This window comes from Pseudomonas sp. MWU16-30323 (assembly GCF_020515595.1).
Classification (GTDB): Bacteria; Pseudomonadota; Gammaproteobacteria; order Pseudomonadales; family Pseudomonadaceae; genus Aquipseudomonas; species Aquipseudomonas yamanorum.
The window spans coordinates 191,580-213,647 of the sequence record NZ_JAIWYM010000002.1; the positions used below are offsets into that span (position 1 = coordinate 191,580).

Here is a 22,068-nt window from a genome sequence, read left to right on the forward strand (position 1 = left end):
GGGGCAATTCCTGAGAGCTAAAGTTGTGGAGAGGCTGTTTGCAGATAGTGTTCTGCAACGTCCAGCATACGGTTGGCAAAACCCCATTCGTTGTCGAACCACGCCAGGATGTTCACCAGCCGTGGGCCGGAAACGCGGGTCTGGCTGGCATCGACGATGGCCGAATGCGGGTCATGGTTGAAATCACAGCTGGCGTGGGGCAACTCGGTGTAGGCCAACAGGCCTTTGAGCGGGCCGCTGGTGGCGGCGTCGCGCAGGATCCGGTTGACCTCGCCGGCGTCGGTGTCGCTGACGGTTTGCAGGGTGATGTCCAGGCAGGACACGTTCACCGTCGGCACCCGTACGGCTTTGGCCTGGATTCGCCCGGCAAGTTCCGGCAACAGTCGCTCGATACCACGCGCCAGCCCGGTGGACACCGGAATCACTGACTGAAACGCCGAACGCGTGCGGCGCAGGTCTTCATGGTGGTAGGCATCGATCACCGGCTGATCGTTCATCGCCGAGTGAATGGTGGTGATCGACACGTATTCCAGGCCGATCGCCTGGTCCAGCAGGCGCAACAGCGGCACGCCGCAGTTGGTGGTGCAGGAGGCGTTGGACACCAGCAATTCAGCGCCGGTCAGGCAATCCTGATTCACGCCGTAGACGATGGTGGCGTCGACATCCGCCTCGCTGGCCATCGGCTGGGAGAACAGGACCCGCGGCGCGCCGGCGTCGAGAAACCGCTGGCCATCGGCACGGGTGTGGTAGGCACCGGAGCATTCCAGCACCAGGTCGACGCCCAGCGCCGCCCAGTCGATGCCCTCGGGGGTGGCGCTGCGCAAAACCTTTACGCAGTAGCCATTAATATGCAGACAGTCGTCTTCGACGCGCACTTCGCCGGGGAACCTGCCGTGGGTGGAGTCAAAGCGTGTCAGGTATTCGATGCTGGCCATGTCAGCCAGGTCGTTGATCGCGACAATTTCAAACCCGGCCGCCGCCCCTCGCTCGAACAGAGCACGCAAGACGCAACGACCAATCCGGCCGTAGCCGTTGAGTGCAACTTTGTAGGGACGCGGTTGAGGCATGGGGTTCTCGATTACCTTGGGTAATGGGGCGAATGTGCCGCCGCCTTCGCGAGCAAGCCCGCTCCCACATTTAGACCGCGATCTAATGTGGGAGCGGGCTTGCTCGCGAAGAGGCCAGTACAGCCACCCAATCTACAGGCTTAGTCTTCCAGCAGCTCTTCAGCCTGACCCAGAATGTTTTCCAGGGTAAAGCCGAACTCTTCGAACAACGCTGGCGCCGGCGCCGACTCACCGTAGGTGGTCATGCCGATCACGCGGCCTTCCAGGCCCACGTACTTGTACCAGTAGTCGGCGTGAGCCGCTTCGATGGCGATACGAGCGCTGACCTGCAACGGCAGGACGGCTTGCTTGTAGCCAGCATCCTGGGCTTCGAAGACGCTGGTGCACGGCATGGAAACCACACGCACGTTGCGACCGGCAGCGGTCAGCTTGTCGTACGCCTGAACTGCCAGGCCCACTTCGGAACCGGTGGAGATCAGGATCAGCTCCGGCTCGCCGATGCAGTCTTTCAGCACGTAGCCACCACGGCTGATGCCTTCGATCTGCGCCGCGTCGCGGGTTTGGTGCTGCAGGTTCTGACGGGAGAAGATCAGCGCCGAAGGGCCGTCTTTACGCTCGATCGCGTGCTTCCAGGCCACAGCCGATTCGACGGCGTCCGATGGGCGCCAGGTGTCGAGGTTAGGCGTGGTGCGCAGGCTGGTCAGTTGCTCGACCGGCTGGTGCGTCGGGCCGTCTTCGCCCAGGCCGATGGAGTCGTGGGTGTAGACGAAGATCACACGCTTCTTCATCAACGACGCCATGCGTACGGCGTTGCGGGCGTATTCCATGAACATCAGGAAGGTCGCGCCGTAAGGCACCAGGCCGCCGTGCAAGGCGACGCCGTTCATGATGGCGCTCATGCCGAACTCACGCACGCCGTAGTACATGTAGTTGCCGCTGGCGTCTTCTGCCGACACTCCTTTGCAACCTTTCCACAGGGTCAGGTTGGAACCGGCCAGGTCAGCCGAACCGCCGAGGAACTCAGGCAGCAACGGGCCGAATGCGTTCAGGGTGTTCTGGCTGGCTTTACGGCTGGCGATGGTTTCGCCCTTGGCGGCCACTTCGGCGATGTAGGCCGAGGCTTTTTCCGAGAAGTCGGCAGGCAGGTCACCAGCGAGGCGGCGAACCAGCTCGTTGGCCAACTCAGGGAATTCGGCGGAGTAGGCCGCGAAACGCTGGTCCCACTCGGCTTCGACAGCCAGGCCGGCTTCCTTGGCGTTCCACTCGGCGTAGATGTCAGCCGGGATTTCGAACGGGCCGTGGTTCCACTTCAGCGCAGCGCGGGTCAGGGCGATTTCCGCGTCACCCAGTGGGGCGCCGTGGCAGTCTTCTTTACCTTGCTTGTTCGGCGAACCGAAGCCAATGGTGGTCTTGCAGCAGATCAGGGTCGGCTGCTCGCTTTTGCGGGCCGTCTCGATCGCAATCTTGATTTCTTCCGGATCATGACCGTCGACATTGCGGATCACCTGCCAGTTGTAGGCTTCGAAACGCTTAGGGGTATCGTCGGTGAACCAGCCTTCGACTTCGCCGTCGATGGAGATGCCGTTGTCATCGTAGAAGGCAATCAGCTTGCCCAGGCCCAGGGTACCGGCCAGGGAAGCGACTTCGTGGGAAATGCCTTCCATCATGCAGCCATCACCCAGGAACACGTAGGTGTGGTGGTCGACAATATTGTGGTTCGGGCGGTTGAACTGCGCACCCAGCACTTTTTCAGCCAGGGCAAAACCCACGGCGTTGGCCAGGCCCTGGCCCAGTGGACCGGTGGTGGTCTCGACACCCGGGGTGTAGCCGTATTCCGGGTGGCCCGGGGTGCGGCTGTGGATCTGGCGGAAGTTTTTCAGGTCGTCGATGGTGACGTCGTAGCCGGTCAGGTGCAGCAACGAGTAGATCAGCATCGAGCCGTGGCCGTTGGACAGGATGAACCGGTCACGGTCGGCGAACGACGGGTTGCTCGGGTTGTGTTTCAGGTAGTCACGCCAAAGTACCTCGGCGATATCCGCCATGCCCATCGGGGCACCGGGATGGCCGCTGTTGGCTTTTTGCACGGCATCCATGCTGAGGGCACGAATGGCGTTGGCACGCTCACGACGGCTGGGCATCGCTGATCTCCTGGAGAGTGAATAAAAGAAACGGAAAAAAGGATCGGCATTTTCCCTCAGCCACGGCCCTCGGGGCAATGACAGATAGTCACTTGAGGGTGTTTTTCCTGCGGATTGGCTGGAGAAACGGTTTACCGCTTCGTCCAGGGGTTATAGCGGCTGCTTATAACCACCGATTATCGACCAATATCAAAACTTTTTGATATTGCCCTTGCGGGGTTTTCCCACCGTCACTAGACTGCTGGCCTTATGAACCTAAGCGCATCTTCCATTCGCCCCGACGACAGCGACGAGCTGGCAGCCCTGTGCAAGGCCGGCGGTGATCCGTTGCGCCTGAATGTATTGCGCGCGCTGACCAACGATTCGTTCGGGGTGTTGGAGCTGGCGCAGATCTTCGCCATCGGCCAGTCCGGCATGAGCCATCACTTGAAGGTACTGGCCCAGGCCGGTCTGGTGGCAACCCGCCGTGAAGGCAATGCGATTTTTTACCGTCGTGCCCTGCCCCACACCGAACAGTTGGGCGGCAAGCTGCACGCGGCGCTGCTGGAAGAAATAGACAGCCTGGCCCTGCCGGCCGACGTGCAGTCGCGCATCAGCCAGGTGCACGGGCAACGCGCTGCGGCCAGCCAGGACTTTTTCTCACGGGTAGCCGAGAAATTTCGCGCCCAGCAGGATCTGATCGCCGGCCTGGCGCAATACCGCGAAAGCGTGCTGGCACTTTTGGACAAGCTGAGCTTCAGTAATGAAGCCACGGCGGTTGAAGTGGGCCCCGGTGACGGCGGTTTTCTGCCGGAGCTGGCGCGGCGCTTTCATCAGGTCACGGCGCTGGACAACAGCCCGGCGATGCTGGAGCTGGCCCGCCAACTGTGTGAGCGCGAGGCCCTGGGCAATGTCCACCTGCAGTTGGCGGACGCCCTGAATGACACCAGCCTGCGGGCCGATTGCGTGGTGCTGAACATGGTCCTGCACCATTTCGCCGCCCCGGCAGAAGCCCTCAAGCAGATGGCGAATTTGCTGCAACCAGGCGGCAGCCTGTTGGTCACGGATTTATGCAGCCACAACCAGAGCTGGGCCAGGGAGGCCTGCGGTGATCTCTGGCTGGGTTTTGAACAGGACGATCTGGCCCGTTGGGCCACCGCTGCGGGACTCGTTCCCGGGGAAAGCCTCTATGTAGGTTTACGTAATGGTTTCCAGATTCAGGTCCGCCATTTTCAGCGGCCGGCTGGCGACACTCACCATCGGTAAATATCAGGAAAACATCGAGATGAGCGAATACTCCCTTTTCACCTCCGAGTCCGTGTCTGAAGGGCATCCGGACAAAATCGCCGACCAGATCTCTGACGCGGTGCTGGACGCCATCATTGCTGAAGACAAGTTCGCCCGAGTGGCGTGCGAGACTCTGGTGAAAACGGGCGTGGCGATCATCGCCGGCGAAGTCACCACCTCTGCCTGGGTAGACCTGGAGCAGATCGTTCGTGACGTGATCATCGACATTGGCTACAACAGCTCCGACGTCGGCTTCGACGGCGCGACCTGCGGCGTGATGAACATCATTGGCAAGCAGTCCCCGGACATCAACCAGGGTGTCGACCGTGCCAAGCCTGAAGATCAGGGCGCCGGCGACCAGGGCCTGATGTTCGGCTACGCCAGCAACGAAACCGACGTGCTGATGCCAGCACCGATCACCTTCTCCCACCAGTTGGTGAAGCGCCAGGCCGAAGCCCGTAAATCGGGTGTGTTGCCATGGCTGCGCCCGGACGCCAAGTCCCAGGTGACCTGCCGTTATGAAGGCGGCAAAGTCGTCGCCATCGACGCTGTCGTACTGTCGACCCAGCACAACCCGGACGTGTCCTACAGCGACCTGCGCGAAGGCGTCATGGAGCTGATCGTCAAGCACGTACTGCCTGCCGAACTGCTGACCAAGGACACCCAGTTCCACATCAACCCGACCGGCCAGTTCATCATCGGTGGCCCGGTGGGCGACTGCGGCCTGACAGGTCGCAAGATCATCGTCGACAGCTACGGCGGCATGGCCCGTCACGGCGGCGGTGCGTTCTCCGGCAAGGATCCATCCAAGGTTGACCGTTCCGCCGCCTACGCCGGTCGTTATGTAGCCAAGAACATCGTGGCTGCCGGCCTGGCCGAGCGTTGCGAGATCCAGGTGTCCTACGCCATCGGTGTGGCCCAGCCTACGTCGATCTCGCTGAACACCTTCGGTACCGGCAAGATCAGCGACGACAAGATCGTCAAGCTGGTGCGTGAAATCTTCGACCTGCGCCCTTACGCAATCACCACCATGCTCGACCTGCTGCACCCGATGTACCAGGACACCGCGGCCTACGGCCACTTCGGTCGCACCCCAGAGCAGAAGACTGTTGGCAACGACACCTTCACCACGTTCACCTGGGAAAAGACCGACCGCGCCAACGACCTGCGGACCGCCGCCGGCCTGTAATCGCCTTACGGTGTACACAAAGCCCTGCCGGGTTATCCCGGCGGGGCTTTTTATTGCCGGATGATTTGCGGGCAATGCTCATTTTTTTGGATCCAATACTTGCAGGCTAAATGATGGCCCACTAAAATCCGCGCCCTCCCGGGCCTTCACCTTTTATTGGATATTGCACTGCGCCTGCCCGGGGTCGATAAGCGCGCAGGCAATCGTACATTGAGGTTTTCCATGCGCATTTCCACACTCGCCCCTGCCGCCCTGCTGCTCAGCCTGTTTGCCCTGCCGGCGCACGCCGACTTGAGCGCACTCAGCGGCCTGACTTCCCAGCTGGGCGTGTCTTCCGGTGATTGCGAAAAACAGGGCAAAGACCTGCAAGCCAAGGTCGACGCAGCCAACGCCAATGGCGAAGAATTGAAAGTGAAGGCCATGCAGGCCGCCCTGGATCAAGTAAACAAAGGTTGCAAAAAAGTCGGCGAGTCCCAGGCCAAGCTCGATGCCAGCCAACAAAAGCAGCAGGCCAAGGCGGACAGCAACGACACCGTGAAAACCCTGGGTGGTCTGTTCAAGTAAACCGAAACATCGGGTAAAAAGCCTCGCGGTTGCGGGGCTTTTTTATGCCCGCAGGGATGACTTAGGCTGGGCGCCCTTTCAGAGCAAGGATGCTCATGATGACGTTGCCTATGCGCTTACTGTTCTTCTTTTTACTCAGCGTCTCGTCGCTTATTGCGTGGGCGCAGGAGTGTCCCGACTGGGAGGCCGACCACGCCCGAACCCAGATCGCCACCCTGGCGCAGCAAGTCCACCTGTGGGATGACAGCTATCACCGACTCGGCCAGTCATTGATCAGCGATGAACTCTATGACCAGGCCCGCCAGCGCCTTGCCCAATGGCGCAGTTGTTTCGCCCCCTCCGTGCCGGCCAAGGACAATCCGCTGGCCAGCGCGCGAGGCACCATCGCTCACCCGACGCCACACACCGGCCTGGAAAAACTGCTGGACGACAATGCCGTTCAAACCTGGCTGAGCACTCGCCAGGACGTGTGGATTCAGCCCAAGGTCGATGGCGTCGCCGTCACCCTGGTTTACCGCGAAGGCCGACTGAGCCGGGTCATCAGTCGCGGCGATGGCCGACTGGGCCAGGATTGGTCAGCCTCCGCCCGCAGGATTCCCGGGATCGTCCAGCAACTGCCCGAGCCCGTAGACTTGTTGTTGCAAGGCGAACTCTATTGGCGACTGAATGATCACGTTCAGGCCGCCAAAGGTGGCCTCGGCGCCCGCAGCAAAGTGGCTGGGCTGATGAACCGCCGTCAGTTGAGCGAAGCCGAAGCCGCCGGAATCGGCCTGTTTGTATGGGCCTGGCCCCACGGTCCCGAGGATTTTCCCAAACGACTGAGCCAGCTTGCGCAATGGGGCTTCACCGACAGCAGGCGCTACAGCCACCCGATCAAGGACATTACCGAAGCGGCGCACTGGCGCAGCTACTGGCACAGCCACCCACTGCCCTTTGCCAGCGACGGCGTGGTGTTGCATCAAAGCCAGCGGGCGCCGGCCGAGCGCTGGCGGGTCAGTTCGCCCTATTGGGCGGTTGCCTGGAAATACCCGGTCGTCAAGGCACTGGCCCATGTGCGCAAGGTGCATTTCAAGATTGGTCGCACCGGGCGCATTACCTCCATCCTGGAGTTGGAGCCAGTACTGCTGGATGACCGGAAAATCACCCGGGTCAGCGTTGGCTCCCTGAAACGCTGGCGGGAACTGGATGCCCGCCCGGGCGATCATGTGTCCATCAGCCTGGCTGGCCAGGTCATTCCGCGTCTTGACAACGTCATCCTGCGCAGCCATCCACGGGTCGAGTTGCAGATCCCCCAGGCCAGTCATTTCCACCCTTTGAGTTGCTGGGAACTGACCCCAGGCTGCGAGGAACAACTGCTTGCGCGCCTGACCTGGCTGAGCGGCGCCCAGGGACTGGCCTTGCCACATGTCGGTCGCGAAACCTGGAACACCTTGATCCAGGCCGGTCTGATCGGTGGCCTGCTCGATTGGTTAACCCTGGATGAGGCAGAGCTTGCTAACATTGACGGCTTCGGCGAACGCCGCAGTACGCGTTTACTCGACAGCTTGCGCAGCGCCCGGCAGCGACCGTTCGCGCAATGGCTGATGGCCCTGGGAGTACCGCCCACGGCCCGTAACAATCTACAAGGCGGCTGGCAAACCCTGGCCGCCAAAGACACTCAAGCCTGGCTGGCCGAAGACGGCATAGGCCCGGGCCGCGCGGCGCAACTGAGCGCTTTTTTTCGCGACCCGCAGGTGCTGGCCTTGGGTGAAACATTACGGGCTGCCGGGATAGATGGTTTTTGACCGCTGCCCGACAGCCTTAACCGGTGCCGGCAGAATTCATCCTGCCCACCTGATCGCGACCTTGTTTCCCTTGGAGCCTCTATGAAATTCCTTGCACCTTTTGCCCTGCTGACCGTCGCCACGTTCATGGCCACACCACTTTTGGCGGCAGAGGAAACCCCGCCACTCACCGGCTGCGCCGCCAAGCGCCAGGCCATCAGCACCCAAATCGAACAAGCCAAGGCCCACGGCAACAGCGAGCAGCAAGCCGGCCTGGAAAAAGCCTTGAGTGAAGTCACTGCCAACTGCACCGACGCCTCCTTGAAAAAGGAGCGCGAAAACAAGGTGCTCGACGCCAAGCACGAAGTCAGCCGCCGTCAGGCTGACCTCGACAAGGCGATGAAAAAAGGTGATTCCGACAAGATCAACAAGCGCAAGGACAAGCTGGCCCAGTCTCGCAAGGACTTGCAGGAAGCCCTGGACGAACTGGACAAGTAAGACGCCTCAATGATCGCGAAACTGTTTGTGGCACGCGGTGCAGGCATCTTCGACTTTCTGCACGGCCGGCCCAAGATTGCTGGCCTTGTAGGGCTGGACCTGGCTGGCGATCACCAATTCACCAGTGGCCGCTTCAAGGTTGCGGGCCATCTCCTGGAAGCGTGCCTGTTTCTGCCATACGTCGTCCTTGGCGCTGGTGTGGTCTTCTTCACGCACGCTCGGGAAGTGTTTCCACGGCTCATGGGACAACGCATCAAGCTTGACCGCGCCTTCGGCAAATTTGGCGCCGTCGAACGGAATGCGCCCGCGCAGCATGCCGCCCAGGTCTTCGCCGGTCTTGAGCATCTGCTTGAAAATGGCCTTGCGCTGGCCAAGGGGCGAATTCGGATCAACCCCGCCGCAGGCGGACAGTGTCAGGCAGGCCAGCAATACAAGGGTCAGTCTTTTAAAAGTCATGATGGCTCAAGGTCACGGGAAACGGCGGCCAGTATCCTCGCCCCGCCCGCAAACACCAATACCCCCATTAATAATAAGGGTTGCTCGAGCACCAACCAGCGCGGGCAATCGCTTCAGGAATTGATTGTATGAGTAGCCGCTTTAAACCCTGGAGCCGCCGCCTGGCGTGGGCTCTGCCAATGATCGCGTTGCTGGCCGGTTGCGACACCGGCAAGGACGAAAAAGCCAAGCCCCACGCCATCGCCACCTACGTCGGCGCTACCTGGGAAAACCTGCCAGCCGTGTCTGACAGCGACCTGCAAGCCGGTTTTGAATCCTGGCGCAGTGCCTGTCAACGACTCAAGGCTGACCCGGTGTGGGGCACGACGTGCGCGGCATCGGCCACTGTGCCGTCGACGGCAATGGCAATTCGCGATTTCCTCAAGGCCAACCTCGATGTCTACGGCCTGCGCTCGGCCGACAACAGCCCCAACGGCCTGATCACCGGCTACTACGAACCGGTTTACCCCGGCAGCCTGACCGAAACCGCCACCGCCCATGTGCCGGTGTTCGGCGTGCCGGATGACCTGATCATCGTCAACCTGGAAAGCATCTACCCGGAGCTCAAGGGCAAACGCCTGCGCGGCCGCCTGGAAGGTCGGGTACTCAAACCCTATGACGACGCTGCCGCCATCAACCAGCAAGGCTCCACCGCCAAGCCCATCGCCTGGCTTACCAATCCGATGGACCTGCAATTCCTGCAGATTCAGGGTTCGGGCCGCATCCAACTGGCCGATGGCCGCCAATTGCGTGTCGGTTACGGCGACCAGAATGGCTACCCGTACCGCCCCATCGGCCGCTGGCTGGTGGAGCAAGGCGAGCTGAAAAAAGAAGACGTGACCATGGGCGCCATCGCGGCCTGGGCCAAGGCGCATCCGCAGCGCATTCCTGAATTGCTGGCAAGCAACCCCAGCTACGTGTTCTTCAGCGCCCGCCCCGACAGCAACGAAGGCCCCCGTGGCTCGCTGAACGTGCCACTGACGGCGGGTTATAGCGTCGCGGTGGACCGCAAGGTAATTCCGCTGGGCAGCTTGTTGTGGCTATCGACTACGCGACCGGATGGCGCGCCGATTGCCCGCCCCGTGGCCGCACAGGATACCGGTGGTGCAATTACCGGCGAAGTGCGGGCCGACCTGTTCTGGGGAACCGGCGAGGCTGCCGGCGAGTTGGCGGGCAACATGAAACAGCAGGGCCAGATCTGGATGCTGTGGCCGAAAGGCGCAGCGCTGCCGAAAGTGCCGGACGCGCCGACAGGAACCTGAATAACACCACTGACCTATGTGGAAGCGGGCTTGTGTGGGAGCGGGCTTGCTCGCGAATGCGGTGTGTCAGTCACCGGATGTATCGACTGATCCCCCGCATTCGCGAGCAAGCCCGCTCCCACATTTGAACAGTGTCAGGCTTCAGATCGAGACAAAGAAGAAACTCGCAATCAACGCCATCCCCACCGCCCACACCAGCGACCGCAGGATTGCCCAGTCCGCCAGGTAGCAGATGATGTAAAGCAGCCGGCTGGTAATAAACAGCACCGCCAGCACGTTGATCGTCACCAGCGACGCAGCGCCGGCCAAATGGGCAATGATCACCGCCGCCGCAAAGGCCGGGGTCACTTCAAAGCTGTTGAGTTGCGCACTGTGGGCACGCTTGGCGAACCCCTCGAGGGTTTCCAGGAAAGCTCGCGGGTCATGGTTCTGCCGGGGCCCGAACTTGCCGCCGCTGAACTTGGCCACGCCCGTGCACAGGTACGGCAGAAAAATAGCGATCAACACACACCAGAAAGCGACTGTCATAACCCATTCCTTTTTTAGTTTTGTCCGACGGTTAGAGTTTCATCACGAACATGCCGATCAGCACCAACCCGCAGGCTATGAGCCGTGGGCGGCCGAAAGGTTCTTTCAGGTAACGCATGCCGAACAGCACCACCAGGATCACGCTGACTTCCCGCAGCGCGGCAGCCTCGGCAATCGAGCCCAACTGCATGGCCCAAAGCACCAGAGCGTAGCTCAACAACACGCACAACCCGACACTCAGCCCCAGTCGCCATTGCGTGCGCCAGAACAGCCCGAACGCCGCCCGTTTGCGCACAACCGCCAGCAACGGAAACGGCCACGCACTGATCAGGGTCAGCCACACCAGGTAGTCCAGCGGGTGCGACCAACGGCGCAACGCCTGGCCATCGAGGAAGGTGTAGCAACCGATGCACAGGCCGATCAACGCCACCACCGGCAGCATCGACCAAGGCAACCGATCGCCACCGCCGCCCTGCCACAACAGGCACAGCATGCCGAACGGAATCAGCAGAATGCCAAGAATCTGCTGGGTACTGAGCACCTCACCGGCAAACACCAACGTCAACGCCAGCACCACCAAAGGCGACAAGCCACGCATCAGCGGGTACACCAAGCCCAGGTCACCGACGCGATAGGCCTGGATCAGCAGGTAGCGGTAGAGCAATTCAAACAGTGCCGAGGCGATGATCCACGGCCAGATTTCCAGCGGCGGAAACGATACAAACCCCACCGCCAGCACCACAAACAACAACGCCACCGTGTCCATGCATGCGATGACCAACAGGCGCTCGCCGCTGAATTTGATCAAGGTGTTCCACGTCGCATGCAACAACGCCGCTACCAGTACCAGAGCTGTTGCAATCACCGGTGACTCCCCAGTCATAAAAAGCAGAATTGATTCGCCATATTTCAGCACCTGTTTATACTAAAGCCGACCACGCCGCACTCAGTTGCGCAAAGACCTATACCTATAAATTTCTGCTGCTGCCCGATCTCCCCCGATCCGGGCCTCGGCATGCGTATGCCTGATCAGAGCGTCACGATTACCGACAGGAGATCCTCGCATGCCGCTCGCCCTGCTTGCACTGGCCGTTGCCGCCTTTGGCATCGGTACCACCGAGTTTGTCATCATGGGCTTGTTGCCCGATGTCGCCCGCGACCTGTCCGTAAGCATTCCAAACGCCGGCCTGCTGATCACCGGCTACGCCCTCGGCGTGGTGTTCGGCGCACCGATCCTGGCGATCGGCACTGCCAACATGCCGCGCAAGGCCACGCTGCTGGGCATGACCGTGATGTTCATCCTTGGCAATGTGCTGTGCGCCTTGGCGCCGAACTACGCGACGCTGATGGCCGCCCGGGTGGTCACCGCGCTGTGTCATGGGGCGTTGAACCAAAGCGCCTTCAACCTGAGCAACGCTGCCGGCGCCTGGATCGGCGGGAGGGTGGTGGCCAGCGGTGTGGACCTGTCAGACCTGCCGTGGACCGGCGCACTGCTGGGCTGCCTGACGGTGCTGGCGGCACTTTTCTTCATTTACCTGCAACGTCGCAGTACAACTGCGGTCAACGTACCCAACTGATAAATGTGTTCTGTGTGGGAGCTGTCGAGCTTTAGCGAGGCTGCGATGCAGACGCTGCGGTCTTGCAGGCTCACCCAGGTGATGCCATCGCAGCCTCGCTGGGGCTCGACAGCTCCCACAGTTGATCTCCACTCACTCCTCCATCCAAGGACCCCGGATGCTTGAACTTGTCGCTGCGTTTATTTGCCTGACCACCCTGCTCACCTACGTGAACTACCGCTTCATCGGCCTGCCGCCCACCATCGGTGTGATGGTGACGGCGCTGATGTTTTCCCTGCTGCTGCAAGGCTTGAGCTTTATCGGCTACCCCGGCCTTGAAGAGCGCATCCAGCAGTTGATCGGCCAGATCGACTTCGGCGACTTGCTGATGAACTGGATGCTCTCGTTCCTGCTGTTCGCCGGCGCCTTGCACGTGAACCTGAGCGACCTGCGCAGCTACCGCTGGCCCATCGGCCTGCTCGCCACCTTCGGCGTATTGATCGCCACGGTGGTGATCGGCAGCCTGGCCTTCTACATCTTTGCCCTGTTCGGCTGGCATGTGAGCTTCCTGTACTGCCTGCTGTTCGGTGCGCTGATTTCTCCCACCGACCCGATTGCCGTACTCGGTGTGCTGCGGACCGCCAACGCGTCGAAACCGCTGAAAACCACCATCGTCGGCGAAAGCCTGTTCAACGACGGCACGGCGGTGGTGGTGTTCACCGTGTTGCTGGGCATCGCGCAACTGGGTGAGACGCCTACCGTCGGCGCCACGGCCATGCTGTTTGCCCATGAGGCGATTGGTGGCGTGGTGTTCGGCGGGCTGATCGGCTACATCGTGTACCTGATGATCAAGAGCATCGAGCAGTATCAGATTGAAGTGATGCTGACCCTCGCCCTGGTGATCGGCGGTTCGGCGATGGCCACCGAGCTGCACGTCTCGGCACCGATTGCGATGGTGGTCGCCGGGCTGATCATCGGCAACCTGGGCCGCAAGCTGGCAATGAACGACATGACCCGCCGCTACCTGGACGGTTTCTGGGAGCTGCTCGATGACATGCTCAACGCCCTGCTGTTCGCGCTGATCGGCATGGAGCTTTTGCTGTTGCCGTTCAACTGGCTGCACGTGTTGGCGGCCAGTTTGCTGGCGGTGGCGATCCTGTTGTCACGCCTGTTGACGGTGGCCCCGGCGATCCTGCTGCTGCGGCGCTGGCGCACAGTGCCCCGCGGCACCATCCGCATCCTCACCTGGGGCGGCTTGCGCGGCGGGGTTTCCGTGGCACTGGCCCTGGCCCTGCCGCTGGGCCCGGAGCGCGACTTGCTGCTGAGCATCACCTACATCGTGGTGCTGTCGTCCATCCTGTTGCAGGGCTTGAGCATCGGCAAGCTGGTCAAGCATGTGACCAAGGATGAGCCAGCGCCTGCTGCGGTGCCGGAGACTCACTGATCCTTTTTGATCTGCTGCGGATGCCTCGGGTCCGCAGCAGCCTTGCCCGGCAAGCTGCTTTCACTGCGAATCTGGGCATGGCTGATCAGTGCAAAGATAAAGCTGCCGCCGATGATATTGCCCGCCAGCGTCGGCCCGGCGAACACCAGCCAGAAGTCTTTCCACGGCAGCTCGCCGGCAAATACCAGATACGACACTTCCGCCGAGCCCACCACGATGTGGGTGAAATCCCCCAGCGCCATCAGGTAGGTGATCAGGATGATGATCCAGATCTTGGCACTCTCCATGGACGGGATCATCCACACCATGGTGGCGATCATCCAGCCGGACACAATGCCCTTGGCGAACATCTGGCCGGGGTCGTTTTCCATGACCTTGCGCCCTATTTCAAGGAAGGCCAGGTCGGTCTTGGTGTCGAAGATCGGCAGGTGCAGCATCACGTACGCCACCAGCAAGGTGCCGCACAGGTTGCCCACCAGCACCACCGTCCACAGGCGCAACAAGCGCCCGGCATTGCCCAGGGTTGGCTTGCTCATCACCGGCAGCACCGCCGTCAGGGTGTTTTCGGTGAACAACTGCTGGCGCGCGAGGATCACGGCAAGAAAGCCGGCGCAGTAACCAAAACTGGCGATCACCTTGAACTCTTCGCCATCCGGCAGGCGCGAGTTCAGCAGGCCCATGCCCATCAAGGACAGGCCCATGGTCAGGCCGGCGGCCAGCGCCGACCACCACAGCGCAGCCACGCTGCGCTCCAGTTCCTGGTCGCCTTGAGTGCGGATGATTTCATGCAGAACCGCCGCGCGAGGCGGCTGGTTCTTGTCGACGTCGTGTTGCTCTTCCTGCGACAGGTTGGGAGTCTTACCGTCTTTATCAGTGGCCATGGCGTTCCTGAGTCCGTTGCGTGCTTTTAGCTACGACACGCGGCGTTCAGGGCTGTTCAGTGGCCCTATCACTTAACTGGCAGGCGCCATGCCCTGGCCATTTCGACGGTGGTGGAACTGAGTGGCGTCTTCCAGGGTTTATTGCGCGCCACATAGTGGTTGATGATGTTGTCGAGCACCCGGTTGAACTCGGCCGGCGTCGTGACCTTTGACAGGTCATATTCGGCCTGGCGCAACAAGGCGACATTGGAGTCCGGCTGGCCTGGGCGGAACAGCGACGGGTAGATCACCTCCCGCGTGAAGTTGCCGGCAATCAGCGAGATATCGCGCCGTTTCATCTCGGCAACCGCGTGGATCATGACCTTGGACATCGTGACCTTATCACCCGATGGCTTGGCCATGACTTGCAGAAGCTGTTGGAAATTGGGACTGCCCACGGCGTTCAGTCGCCGCCCCAGCCATTCCACATGCTCAGGCCGGCGGGCGAGCGCATCCAGGTTACGCAAGGCAGATGCGATCTTCGGCGTGATCGTCAATGTGTCCTTTGCCTGATTGGCTTCGGCGATAGCGTTATCCAGGGCCTGCAAAACCTGGGTGGCGCTCTTTCGAAACTGCAGCACATCGCCTGCGGCCCTGTCCTTTTCCAGGGCTGCCTGCGCACTGGCAAACATCTCGTCGTCCATGGCCAGTACGGCTTCGTCCAATGAGCCGAATTGATGCTGCTCACGCACTGTGGCACGGCTCTCCATGTGGGTCTCGACCGCCTTGCGGGCCAGCATCTGTAGATTTTTCTTCTGCTCGGCAGTCATGGTGAAATTCACCGTGCCGTTGAGCAGGCTGCGAAAATCACCCTTGTCGGTATTCAGGGGCAGCGTCACGCTCTGATCTGCCACGTCCTTGAGTCGGACGTTTTGATAGGCCTGGGCAGCCGAGTGGGGCGTGTCGGTGATGCCGTCGACCAGGCTATCGCCAATGCCGCCGCGGTCTTTGGGCCTGGCGGGAGCCTCGGACTCGAAGTCGATCACCAGCGACTCGGCCTTGCTCAAAGGGCTTTCTGGAAACGCAGGGTCAACCACACCCGAGGCGGGCGTATTGAGCAGCAGGCCGCCATCCTTGAACGCGGTCTCTTCGGCTGACGCCTGGAAGCCGTGGCCTTTTTCGGTCGGGCTCTTGAACAGCACCGGCAGCGAACCCGAAATATGCGCCGCCCGGGCGATGTCCATGTCCGGCGTGAGGCTGGCGTTGAACACCACCAACTGCGGTCGCCCGTCAAACATGCCGGTGCCAGTGATGTTCAGCTGCTTGATCGCAGGAATGTGCCGGCTCAACACCGCCAGATCGCCAAAGGTGGGTGCTCCACCGGCGCTGAGTTTGTCGGCAATCTTCATGACCTCGGCGGGACGGGTCTGCCTGGGCGTCTTGGCGATGTGCGCCAGAATCGACTTGCGTGACTCGTTACGCACCAACTCCTCAAGCGGCTGCGCTTCGGTTTGCAGGCGCGGCAGCATCGTGAATAGCAGTTGGGAAATATTGCCAGCGGCGCCGGGCAAGCGCCCAGCGAGCTTGCCGAGTTTGGAACTGGTATTTTGCAGCCACGCCACCAGAGGGTTTTTGCTGTTCAGCAGTTCAGGGAGATCAAGGTTGTTGGAAAGCGTTTCGAACGCCTTCGCGTCCATGCCACTGGCCAGTAAGGCGGCGGAGATCGCACCCGCAGACGAACCGGAAATAACCTTGATGCCTGCCAAGGCTTTGTTTTCTTCAAGCGCCTGCACGACACCCGGAAAGGCAATGCCCTTGGCCCCGCCGCCGCTGAGTACAAGATGCTTGATCGGCCCCGGTGATAACAGCACCTCGGTCTGCCCACTGCTGGTGCGAGCGAGGGTCAGTTTGCGCTCGCCTGCGTTCTCTACCAGGGTAGTGTTTGCAGTTTTAGCGGGCGCCGCAGAGGTTTCGGGACGCTTGATGGCCGGCGCCACGGCAGGTTGGCTTTGCGAGGTTTTAGGTAATTGCATACGCGGGTTCTCTCTTCAGGAGGTAGTCCTGAGTGACGAGAGAGCCCGGAAACGATCCGACCGGAACGATTCAGTAAAGAATCACCCCGGCTCCGGGTTATTCGCTGATGCCGTCTTCCTGGAACTGATCCTTGACGTACTTGATCTCGGTACGGCCATGGGGCGCCGGCAAACCGTCTTCACCCAGGTTCACGAAGACCATTTTTTCCACGGTCAGGATGCTCTTGCGGGTGATCTTGTTACGCACTTCACAGGTCAAGGTGATGGAGGTGCGGCCGAACTCGGTGGCGGTGATGCCCAGTTCGATGATGTCGCCCTGGCGCGAGGCGCTGACGAAGTTGATTTCAGAGATGTACTTGGTCACCACCCGCTGGTTGCCCAACTGGACAATCGCGTAGATCGCCGCTTCTTCGTCGATCCAGCGCAGCAGGCTGCCACCGAACAGGGTGCCGTTGGGGTTGAGGTCTTCGGGTTTTACCCATTTGCGGGTGTGGAAGTTCATGTTCACTCCAAAGCGTGTTGCGAAATGATGGGCAACATCATGGCAGAGGCCGGGCCCAAGCTCTATGAGCCATTGCCTATCAACCCCATGAGCGATCTTCATGCCGCCGACAGAAAGGCTTTAGAAGTCAGGCGCAGGCGGCTATAATCGCCTCCGCTTCAAAACGGTCATCTTCGATTGATACCGTTCTCCCGCCACCTGTCCGAGGGGCGCTGCAGCAGGCTCGACCTGTCAGGCTCGGATGGGGCGTTGTCCGGCCTGGTTAGCCAGCTGGATACTAAACGCACAACGGCGCCCATTCGCACACTACGAATGGAGGCTCTTCATGAGCGCTGTAATCACGCCTGCAGGTTTTACCGACTACAAAGTCGCCGACATGTCCCTCGCTGCCTGGGGCCGTCGCGAAACTTTTATCGCCGAATCCGAAATGCCAGCCCTGATGGGCCTGCGTCGCAAGTACGCCGCTGAGCAGCCGCTCAAGGGTGCGAAGATCCTCGGCTGCATCCACATGACCATTCAGACTGCCGTGCTGATCGAAACCCTGGTGGCCCTGGGTGCCGAAGTACGCTGGTCGTCCTGCAACATTTTCTCGACTCAAGACCAGGCCGCTGCCGCTATCGCTGCTGCCGGGATCGCTGTTTACGCCTGGAAAGGCGAGACCGAGGAAGAGTACGAGTGGTGCCTGGAGCAAACCATCCTCAAGGATGGCAAGCCATGGGACGCCAATATGATCCTCGACGACGGCGGCGACCTGACCGAGCTGCTGCACAAGAAGTACCCGCAGATCCTCGACCGCGTCCACGGCGTGACCGAAGAAACCACCACCGGCGTTCACCGTCTGCTGGACATGCTGGCCAAGGGCGAGCTGAAAATCCCGGCCATCAACGTCAACGACTCGGTGACCAAGAGCAAGAACGACAACAAGTACGGCTGCCGTCATAGCCTGAACGATGCGATCAAGCGCGGTACCGACCACCTGTTGTCCGGCAAGCAAGCGCTGGTGATCGGCTACGGTGACGTGGGCAAGGGTTCGTCCCAGTCCCTGCGTCAGGAAGGCATGATCGTCAAGGTTTCCGAAGTTGACCCGATCTGCGCCATGCAAGCCTGCATGGACGGTTTCGAAGTGGTTTCGCCGTTCATCGATGGCGTCAATGACGGCACCGAAGCCAGCATCGACAAAGCCCTGCTGGGCAAGATCGACCTGATCGTGACCACCACCGGCAACGTGAACGTGTGCGATGCAAACATGCTCAAGGCCCTGAAAAAGCGCGCCGTGGTGTGCAACATCGGTCACTTCGACAACGAAATCGACACCGCTTTCATGCGCAAGAACTGGGCATGGGAAGAAGTGAAGCCACAGGTGCACAAGGTTCACCGTACCGGCGCGGGTGATTTCGACCCACAGAACGATGACTACCTGATCCTGCTGGCCGAAGGCCGTCTGGTCAACCTGGGCAACGCCACTGGCCATCCAAGCCGCATCATGGATGGCTCGTTCGCCAACCAGGTACTGGCCCAGATCTTCCTGTTCGGCCAGAAATACGCCGACCTGTCGCCCGCCCAGAAAGCCGAGCGCCTGACCGTGGAAGTACTGCCGAAGAAACTCGACGAAGAAGTGGCCCTGGAAATGGTCCGCGGCTTCGGCGGCGTCGTGACTCAACTGACCAAGACCCAGGCCGACTACATCGGCGTGACGGTCGAAGGCCCGTTCAAGCCGCACGCTTACCGCTACTAAGTCCTACTGTAGGCACCGGCTTTAAGTGGGAGCTGGCTTGCCTGCGATAGCATCACCTCGGTGTGACTGACGCACCGAGGTGCCTGCATCGCGGGCAAGCCCGGCTCCCACACAAGCCCGCTCCCACATTGACGGTGTACACCTTCTGGCTTTATGAGTTTCCATAGGTATGACCATGTCCCAAGACCGTCGCTACAGCTTCGAGTTCTTCCCGACCAAGACCGATGCTGGGCATGAAAAACTGATGGCGACTGCCAAGCAGTTGGCCAGCTTCAACCCCGATTTCTTCTCCTGCACCTACGGTGCCGGTGGCTCCACCCGCGATCGTACGATCAACACCGTGCTGCAGCTGGAAAGCCAAATCAAAGTCCCTGCTGCTCCGCATTTGTCCTGCGTGGGCGACAGCAAGGCCGACCTGCGCAGCCTGCTGACCCAATACAAGCAAGCCGGCATCAAGCGCATCGTCGCCCTGCGCGGTGACCTGCCGTCCGGCATGGGCATGGCCAGCGGCGAGCTGCGCTACGCCAATGACCTGGTGAGCTTCATCCGTGAAGAAACCGGCGATCACTTCCATGTCGAAGTGGCCGCTTACCCGGAGATGCACCCCCAGGCGCGCAATTTCGAAGACGATCTGCGGAACTTCGTGCGCAAGGCCAACGCCGGCGCCAACAGCGCGATCACCCAGTACTTCTTCAACGCAGAGAGCTACTTCTACTTCGTTGAGCGTGTACAAGCGATGGGTGTAACTATCCCGATCGTGCCGGGTATCATGCCGATCACCAACTACAGCAAACTGGCGCGCTTCTCTGACGCCTGCGGTGCTGAAATCCCGCGCTGGATTCGCAAACAACTGGAAGCCTACGGCGACGACGTCAAGAGCATCCAGGCGTTCGGCGAGCAGGTCATCAGCGAGATGTGCGAACAATTGTTGCAAGGTGGCGCGCCAGGGTTGCACTTCTATACCCTGAACCAGGCTGAGCCTAGCCTCGCTGTCTGGAACAACCTGAAGCTGCCACGCTAAGGTCTGTTCCGAAATACAAAGGCCCTCATAATGAGGGCCTTTGCCGTTCTAAACGCCCACGGAATCCTGCAGTCCATGAATACAACCGCCCCGACGTCCCGCCCGCAACTGGTCTACCTGGTATTCGGCGCCGAGACTTACCATCAGGAAGCGGTATTCAGCATCGCCAGCGCCCTGGCTTTCCTGCGGGATACGCCGGATGCTGGCATCGACATCCAGGTCTTCAGCGACAACCCCGAGCCCTATCGCTTGCTGCCGGTACGGGTGCGCCCGCTGGATGAAGCCACGCGCAAACGCTGGAGCGAGCCCCATGGCTACCACTTCCGCACCAAGCACGTGGTGCTGCGGCAAGTGTTGCAAGAGTCGGAAGTGGCGCTGCTGATCGACACCGACACGTTTTTCCACCATTCGCCCCTGGCGCTGTTTGAGCGCGTGCAGCCCGGCACCCTGCTGTGCAACGCCTTCTACACCAAGTACGGTGACAACCACGAAAGCATTCTGTACAGCGCCTTGTACCAGCGCCTGCTGGACATGGGCGTGGCCGACGACGACATGATGACCCTCAACTCCGGGGTCATGGGCCTGACGCAGCAGGACGCGCACATCCTCGACCGCTCGATCGAGTTGATGGACGAACTGTTCCCCCACGCCCAGGGCGCCTACACCCTGGAAGAGTTCTGCCTGTCCATTGCCGCCTATCGCACCCTCAATGTGCGCGAATGCCCGGACCTGATCCACCACTACTGGAGCCGCAAGCAGCTGTTCCGCGCCAAGGTCAAGGCGTGGATCACCAAGCACGGGGCGAACCCCACCAGCGCCACGGCCCTGGACGATACCCGCCAGGTCTCCGCCCACCTGCCCCGCCCGCCGCGCCTGCAACGGCTGATGTACAAGCTGATTACCCTGGCATTGCCCAAGCACCAGCAGCAGTTCATCCGGGAAATTCTCTACGGTTGCTATGAACATGAGAACGAGTTCGACCAGGCGTGTGGCCCGGTTTGGTGGGACAAGGCCCGACAAAATCAGGAAGAGCGCCAGGGTCGCCCGGTGGATGCCCACCTGCTGGAGCACTGGTTTGCCGATCCCGTGGTGCGGCTGATCCTCGGCGAACGGCGCGAGGCAATCTACGAACACCTGATCAAATCTCCGGGCAAGTAAACCGTGCGGGCGCCCGCAGATCGCTGTGCCAGAGCTTCTCTTTAGCCCGATACAGTCGTAATCTCAGGGCATGCCTGTCACTTTCCGGTTGTTGACTGCTGTTCTTTTCGCTTGCCTGAGCCTCAGTGCCCACGGCGAGAAACTGCGTATTGTCACCGAGCCCTGGGCGCCTTACGTGTATGACGACAACGGCACCATGCGCGGGCTCGACTACGAGACCACGGTGATCGTATTCCAGCGCCTGGGCATCGATGTGGAGTGGCAATTTCTGCCCTGGAAGCGCTGCCTGGCGATGCTCGACCAGGGCCAGGCCGACGGCGCGCTGGATATTTTCCACAGCCACGAACGCGATGCGGTGCTGCTGTACCCCAGCGAGCCGCTGTCCGACGTGGAGTTCGTGCTGTTCTATGCCAACGAGCGCCCGCATCCTTTCCAATCCTTCGACGACCTGCGCGGCCTGACCATCGGCACGTCGCCGGGTTACCTCTATGGCGCCGAGTTCAGCGAGTCCACCCTGTTCAAGCAGGAGCCGGCCGCCAGCCACGAGGCCAACTTCGGCAAGCTCGCCCTCGGGCGGATCGACCTGGTCATCACAGACCGCCGGGTCGGCCAGCATGTGCTCAAGGCCCTCGGACTTGAGGACCAGATCACCCAGGCGCCCCAGGTGGTCAGCAGCCAGCCACAATTCCTGGCCGTGCGCCGGGGTGCCGGCATGGACTTGCTGGTGCAACGCTTTGCCGCCGAGCTCAGACGCTTCAAACAAGAGCCGGCCTACGCGGCCTTGAGCGCCAAATATGCCGGTGCGAGCCTCCAAACCAGCGCATCAGCCCTGCCTGCCAGCACCGTTGAGCAGCAGGAAAGCAGCGCGAAGTGATTGCTCTGTTATACTCCGGCCTTTCCGCCAGGCTTACGCCCGGACGCTTCGGTCTTGCAAAAGGCACCCGACCCCGCTACAGCGCAGCTTTCAAGCCCGCGCGAGCCGTCTGAGT

At 61.0% G+C, this 22,068-nt stretch carries 20 protein-coding genes and 1 riboswitch; of the genes, 12 read left to right on the forward strand and 8 right to left on the reverse strand.

The annotated features are described in order from the left end of the window. Positions 1–17: 17 nt before the first annotated feature. Both epd and tkt read right to left on the reverse strand, forming a co-directional pair. Positions 18–1,067: an erythrose-4-phosphate dehydrogenase gene (gene epd / locus LIY45_RS03790; protein WP_226475400.1), complete on the reverse strand. Its 1,050-nt coding sequence runs from the start codon at positions 1,065–1,067 to the stop codon at positions 18–20. A gap of 140 nt (positions 1,068–1,207) precedes the next feature. Beyond that, positions 1,208–3,205 carry a transketolase gene (gene tkt, locus LIY45_RS03795; protein ID WP_226475402.1) on the reverse strand — a complete coding sequence of 666 codons (1,998 nt, stop codon included), beginning with the start codon at positions 3,203–3,205 and terminating at the stop codon, positions 1,208–1,210. 249 nt (positions 3,206–3,454) lie between these two features. On the opposite strand from tkt, the gene LIY45_RS03800 reads away from it, so the two are divergent. The 5 genes from LIY45_RS03800 to LIY45_RS03820 all read left to right on the forward strand — a co-directional run bounded on the left by LIY45_RS03800 (position 3,455) and on the right by LIY45_RS03820 (position 8,485). Beyond that, the gene (locus LIY45_RS03800; RefSeq protein WP_226475403.1) at positions 3,455–4,450 is read left to right on the forward strand and encodes a metalloregulator ArsR/SmtB family transcription factor; all 996 of its coding nucleotides are present in this window, start codon (positions 3,455–3,457) and stop codon (positions 4,448–4,450) included. A 19-nt stretch (positions 4,451–4,469) separates the two neighbouring features. Beyond that, positions 4,470–5,660: a methionine adenosyltransferase gene (gene metK, locus LIY45_RS03805; RefSeq protein WP_226475405.1), complete on the forward strand. Its 1,191-nt coding sequence runs from the start codon at positions 4,470–4,472 to the stop codon at positions 5,658–5,660. A 222-nt stretch (positions 5,661–5,882) separates the two neighbouring features. After that, positions 5,883–6,224 carry a hypothetical protein gene (locus tag LIY45_RS03810; protein ID WP_226475407.1) on the forward strand — a complete coding sequence of 114 codons (342 nt, stop codon included), beginning with the start codon at positions 5,883–5,885 and terminating at the stop codon, positions 6,222–6,224. Between the two features lie 98 nt (positions 6,225–6,322). Beyond that, positions 6,323–8,008 carry an NAD-dependent DNA ligase LigB gene (ligB, locus tag LIY45_RS03815; protein WP_226475548.1) on the forward strand — a complete coding sequence of 562 codons (1,686 nt, stop codon included), beginning with the start codon at positions 6,323–6,325 and terminating at the stop codon, positions 8,006–8,008. Positions 8,009–8,089: 81 nt separating this feature from the next. Beyond that, positions 8,090–8,485 (forward strand): DUF1090 domain-containing protein, encoded by a 396-nt coding sequence (locus tag LIY45_RS03820; RefSeq protein WP_226475408.1) that lies wholly within the window; start codon positions 8,090–8,092, stop codon positions 8,483–8,485. A 6-nt stretch (positions 8,486–8,491) separates the two neighbouring features. On the opposite strand, the gene LIY45_RS03825 is transcribed toward LIY45_RS03820, so the two are convergent. Next, complete coding sequence (locus tag LIY45_RS03825) at positions 8,492–8,941, reverse strand: cytochrome c (protein ID WP_226475410.1); 450 nt, start codon at positions 8,939–8,941, stop codon at positions 8,492–8,494. A gap of 128 nt (positions 8,942–9,069) precedes the next feature. On the opposite strand from LIY45_RS03825, the gene LIY45_RS03830 reads away from it, so the two are divergent. Continuing rightward, positions 9,070–10,242, forward strand: a complete 1,173-nt coding sequence (locus LIY45_RS03830) for a murein transglycosylase A (protein WP_226475412.1) — start codon at positions 9,070–9,072, stop codon at positions 10,240–10,242. Positions 10,243–10,383: 141 nt separating this feature from the next. Here LIY45_RS03830 and LIY45_RS03835 read toward each other — a convergent pair whose 3' ends face one another. Both LIY45_RS03835 and LIY45_RS03840 read right to left on the reverse strand, forming a co-directional pair. Then, entirely contained in the window at positions 10,384–10,770 is a 387-nt protein-coding gene (locus tag LIY45_RS03835) for an MAPEG family protein (protein ID WP_226475414.1), read from the reverse strand. Positions 10,771–10,801: 31 nt separating this feature from the next. Then, positions 10,802–11,635 (reverse strand): EamA family transporter, encoded by an 834-nt coding sequence (locus LIY45_RS03840; RefSeq protein ID WP_226475416.1) that lies wholly within the window; start codon positions 11,633–11,635, stop codon positions 10,802–10,804. 199 nt (positions 11,636–11,834) lie between these two features. Between LIY45_RS03840 and LIY45_RS03845 the strand changes: the two genes are divergently transcribed. Together LIY45_RS03845 and LIY45_RS03850 are read left to right on the forward strand one after the other, a co-directional pair. Further along, complete coding sequence (locus tag LIY45_RS03845; RefSeq protein WP_226475418.1) at positions 11,835–12,347, forward strand: MFS transporter; 513 nt, start codon at positions 11,835–11,837, stop codon at positions 12,345–12,347. Between the two features lie 157 nt (positions 12,348–12,504). After that, positions 12,505–13,770, forward strand: a complete 1,266-nt coding sequence (locus LIY45_RS03850) for a sodium:proton antiporter (protein WP_063026575.1) — start codon at positions 12,505–12,507, stop codon at positions 13,768–13,770. Here LIY45_RS03850 and LIY45_RS03855 read toward each other — a convergent pair. From LIY45_RS03855 to LIY45_RS03865, 3 genes are all read right to left on the reverse strand, one after another. Continuing rightward, on the reverse strand, positions 13,764–14,651 hold the full coding sequence (locus LIY45_RS03855) for a formate/nitrite transporter family protein (RefSeq protein WP_226475419.1): 888 nt from the start codon (positions 14,649–14,651) through the stop codon (positions 13,764–13,766). The two genes, LIY45_RS03850 and LIY45_RS03855, sit on opposite strands and share 7 nt — an antisense overlap. 68 nt (positions 14,652–14,719) lie before the next feature. Further along, the gene (locus tag LIY45_RS03860; RefSeq protein ID WP_226475421.1) at positions 14,720–16,663 is read right to left on the reverse strand and encodes a patatin-like phospholipase family protein; all 1,944 of its coding nucleotides are present in this window, start codon (positions 16,661–16,663) and stop codon (positions 14,720–14,722) included. A 97-nt stretch (positions 16,664–16,760) separates the two neighbouring features. After that, positions 16,761–17,165: a hotdog domain-containing protein gene (locus LIY45_RS03865; protein ID WP_010167614.1), complete on the reverse strand. Its 405-nt coding sequence runs from the start codon at positions 17,163–17,165 to the stop codon at positions 16,761–16,763. A 198-nt stretch (positions 17,166–17,363) separates the two neighbouring features. After that, a riboswitch (S-adenosyl-L-homocysteine riboswitch) is annotated at positions 17,364–17,469 on the forward strand. A gap of 21 nt (positions 17,470–17,490) precedes the next feature. Between LIY45_RS03865 and ahcY the strand changes: the two genes are divergently transcribed. The 4 genes from ahcY to LIY45_RS03885 all read left to right on the forward strand — a co-directional run bounded on the left by ahcY (position 17,491) and on the right by LIY45_RS03885 (position 21,953). Continuing rightward, a complete protein-coding gene (ahcY, locus tag LIY45_RS03870) occupies positions 17,491–18,900 on the forward strand; it encodes an adenosylhomocysteinase (RefSeq protein WP_064454507.1) in 1,410 nt (469 codons plus the stop codon). A gap of 175 nt (positions 18,901–19,075) precedes the next feature. Then, positions 19,076–19,921: a methylenetetrahydrofolate reductase [NAD(P)H] gene (metF, locus tag LIY45_RS03875; protein WP_226475423.1), complete on the forward strand. Its 846-nt coding sequence runs from the start codon at positions 19,076–19,078 to the stop codon at positions 19,919–19,921. 75 nt (positions 19,922–19,996) lie between these two features. Continuing rightward, a complete protein-coding gene (locus LIY45_RS03880) occupies positions 19,997–21,079 on the forward strand; it encodes a hypothetical protein (RefSeq protein WP_226475425.1) in 1,083 nt (360 codons plus the stop codon). Positions 21,080–21,149: 70 nt separating this feature from the next. Next, positions 21,150–21,953 (forward strand): transporter substrate-binding domain-containing protein, encoded by an 804-nt coding sequence (locus LIY45_RS03885; protein ID WP_226475427.1) that lies wholly within the window; start codon positions 21,150–21,152, stop codon positions 21,951–21,953. Positions 21,954–22,068 lie beyond the last annotated feature (115 nt).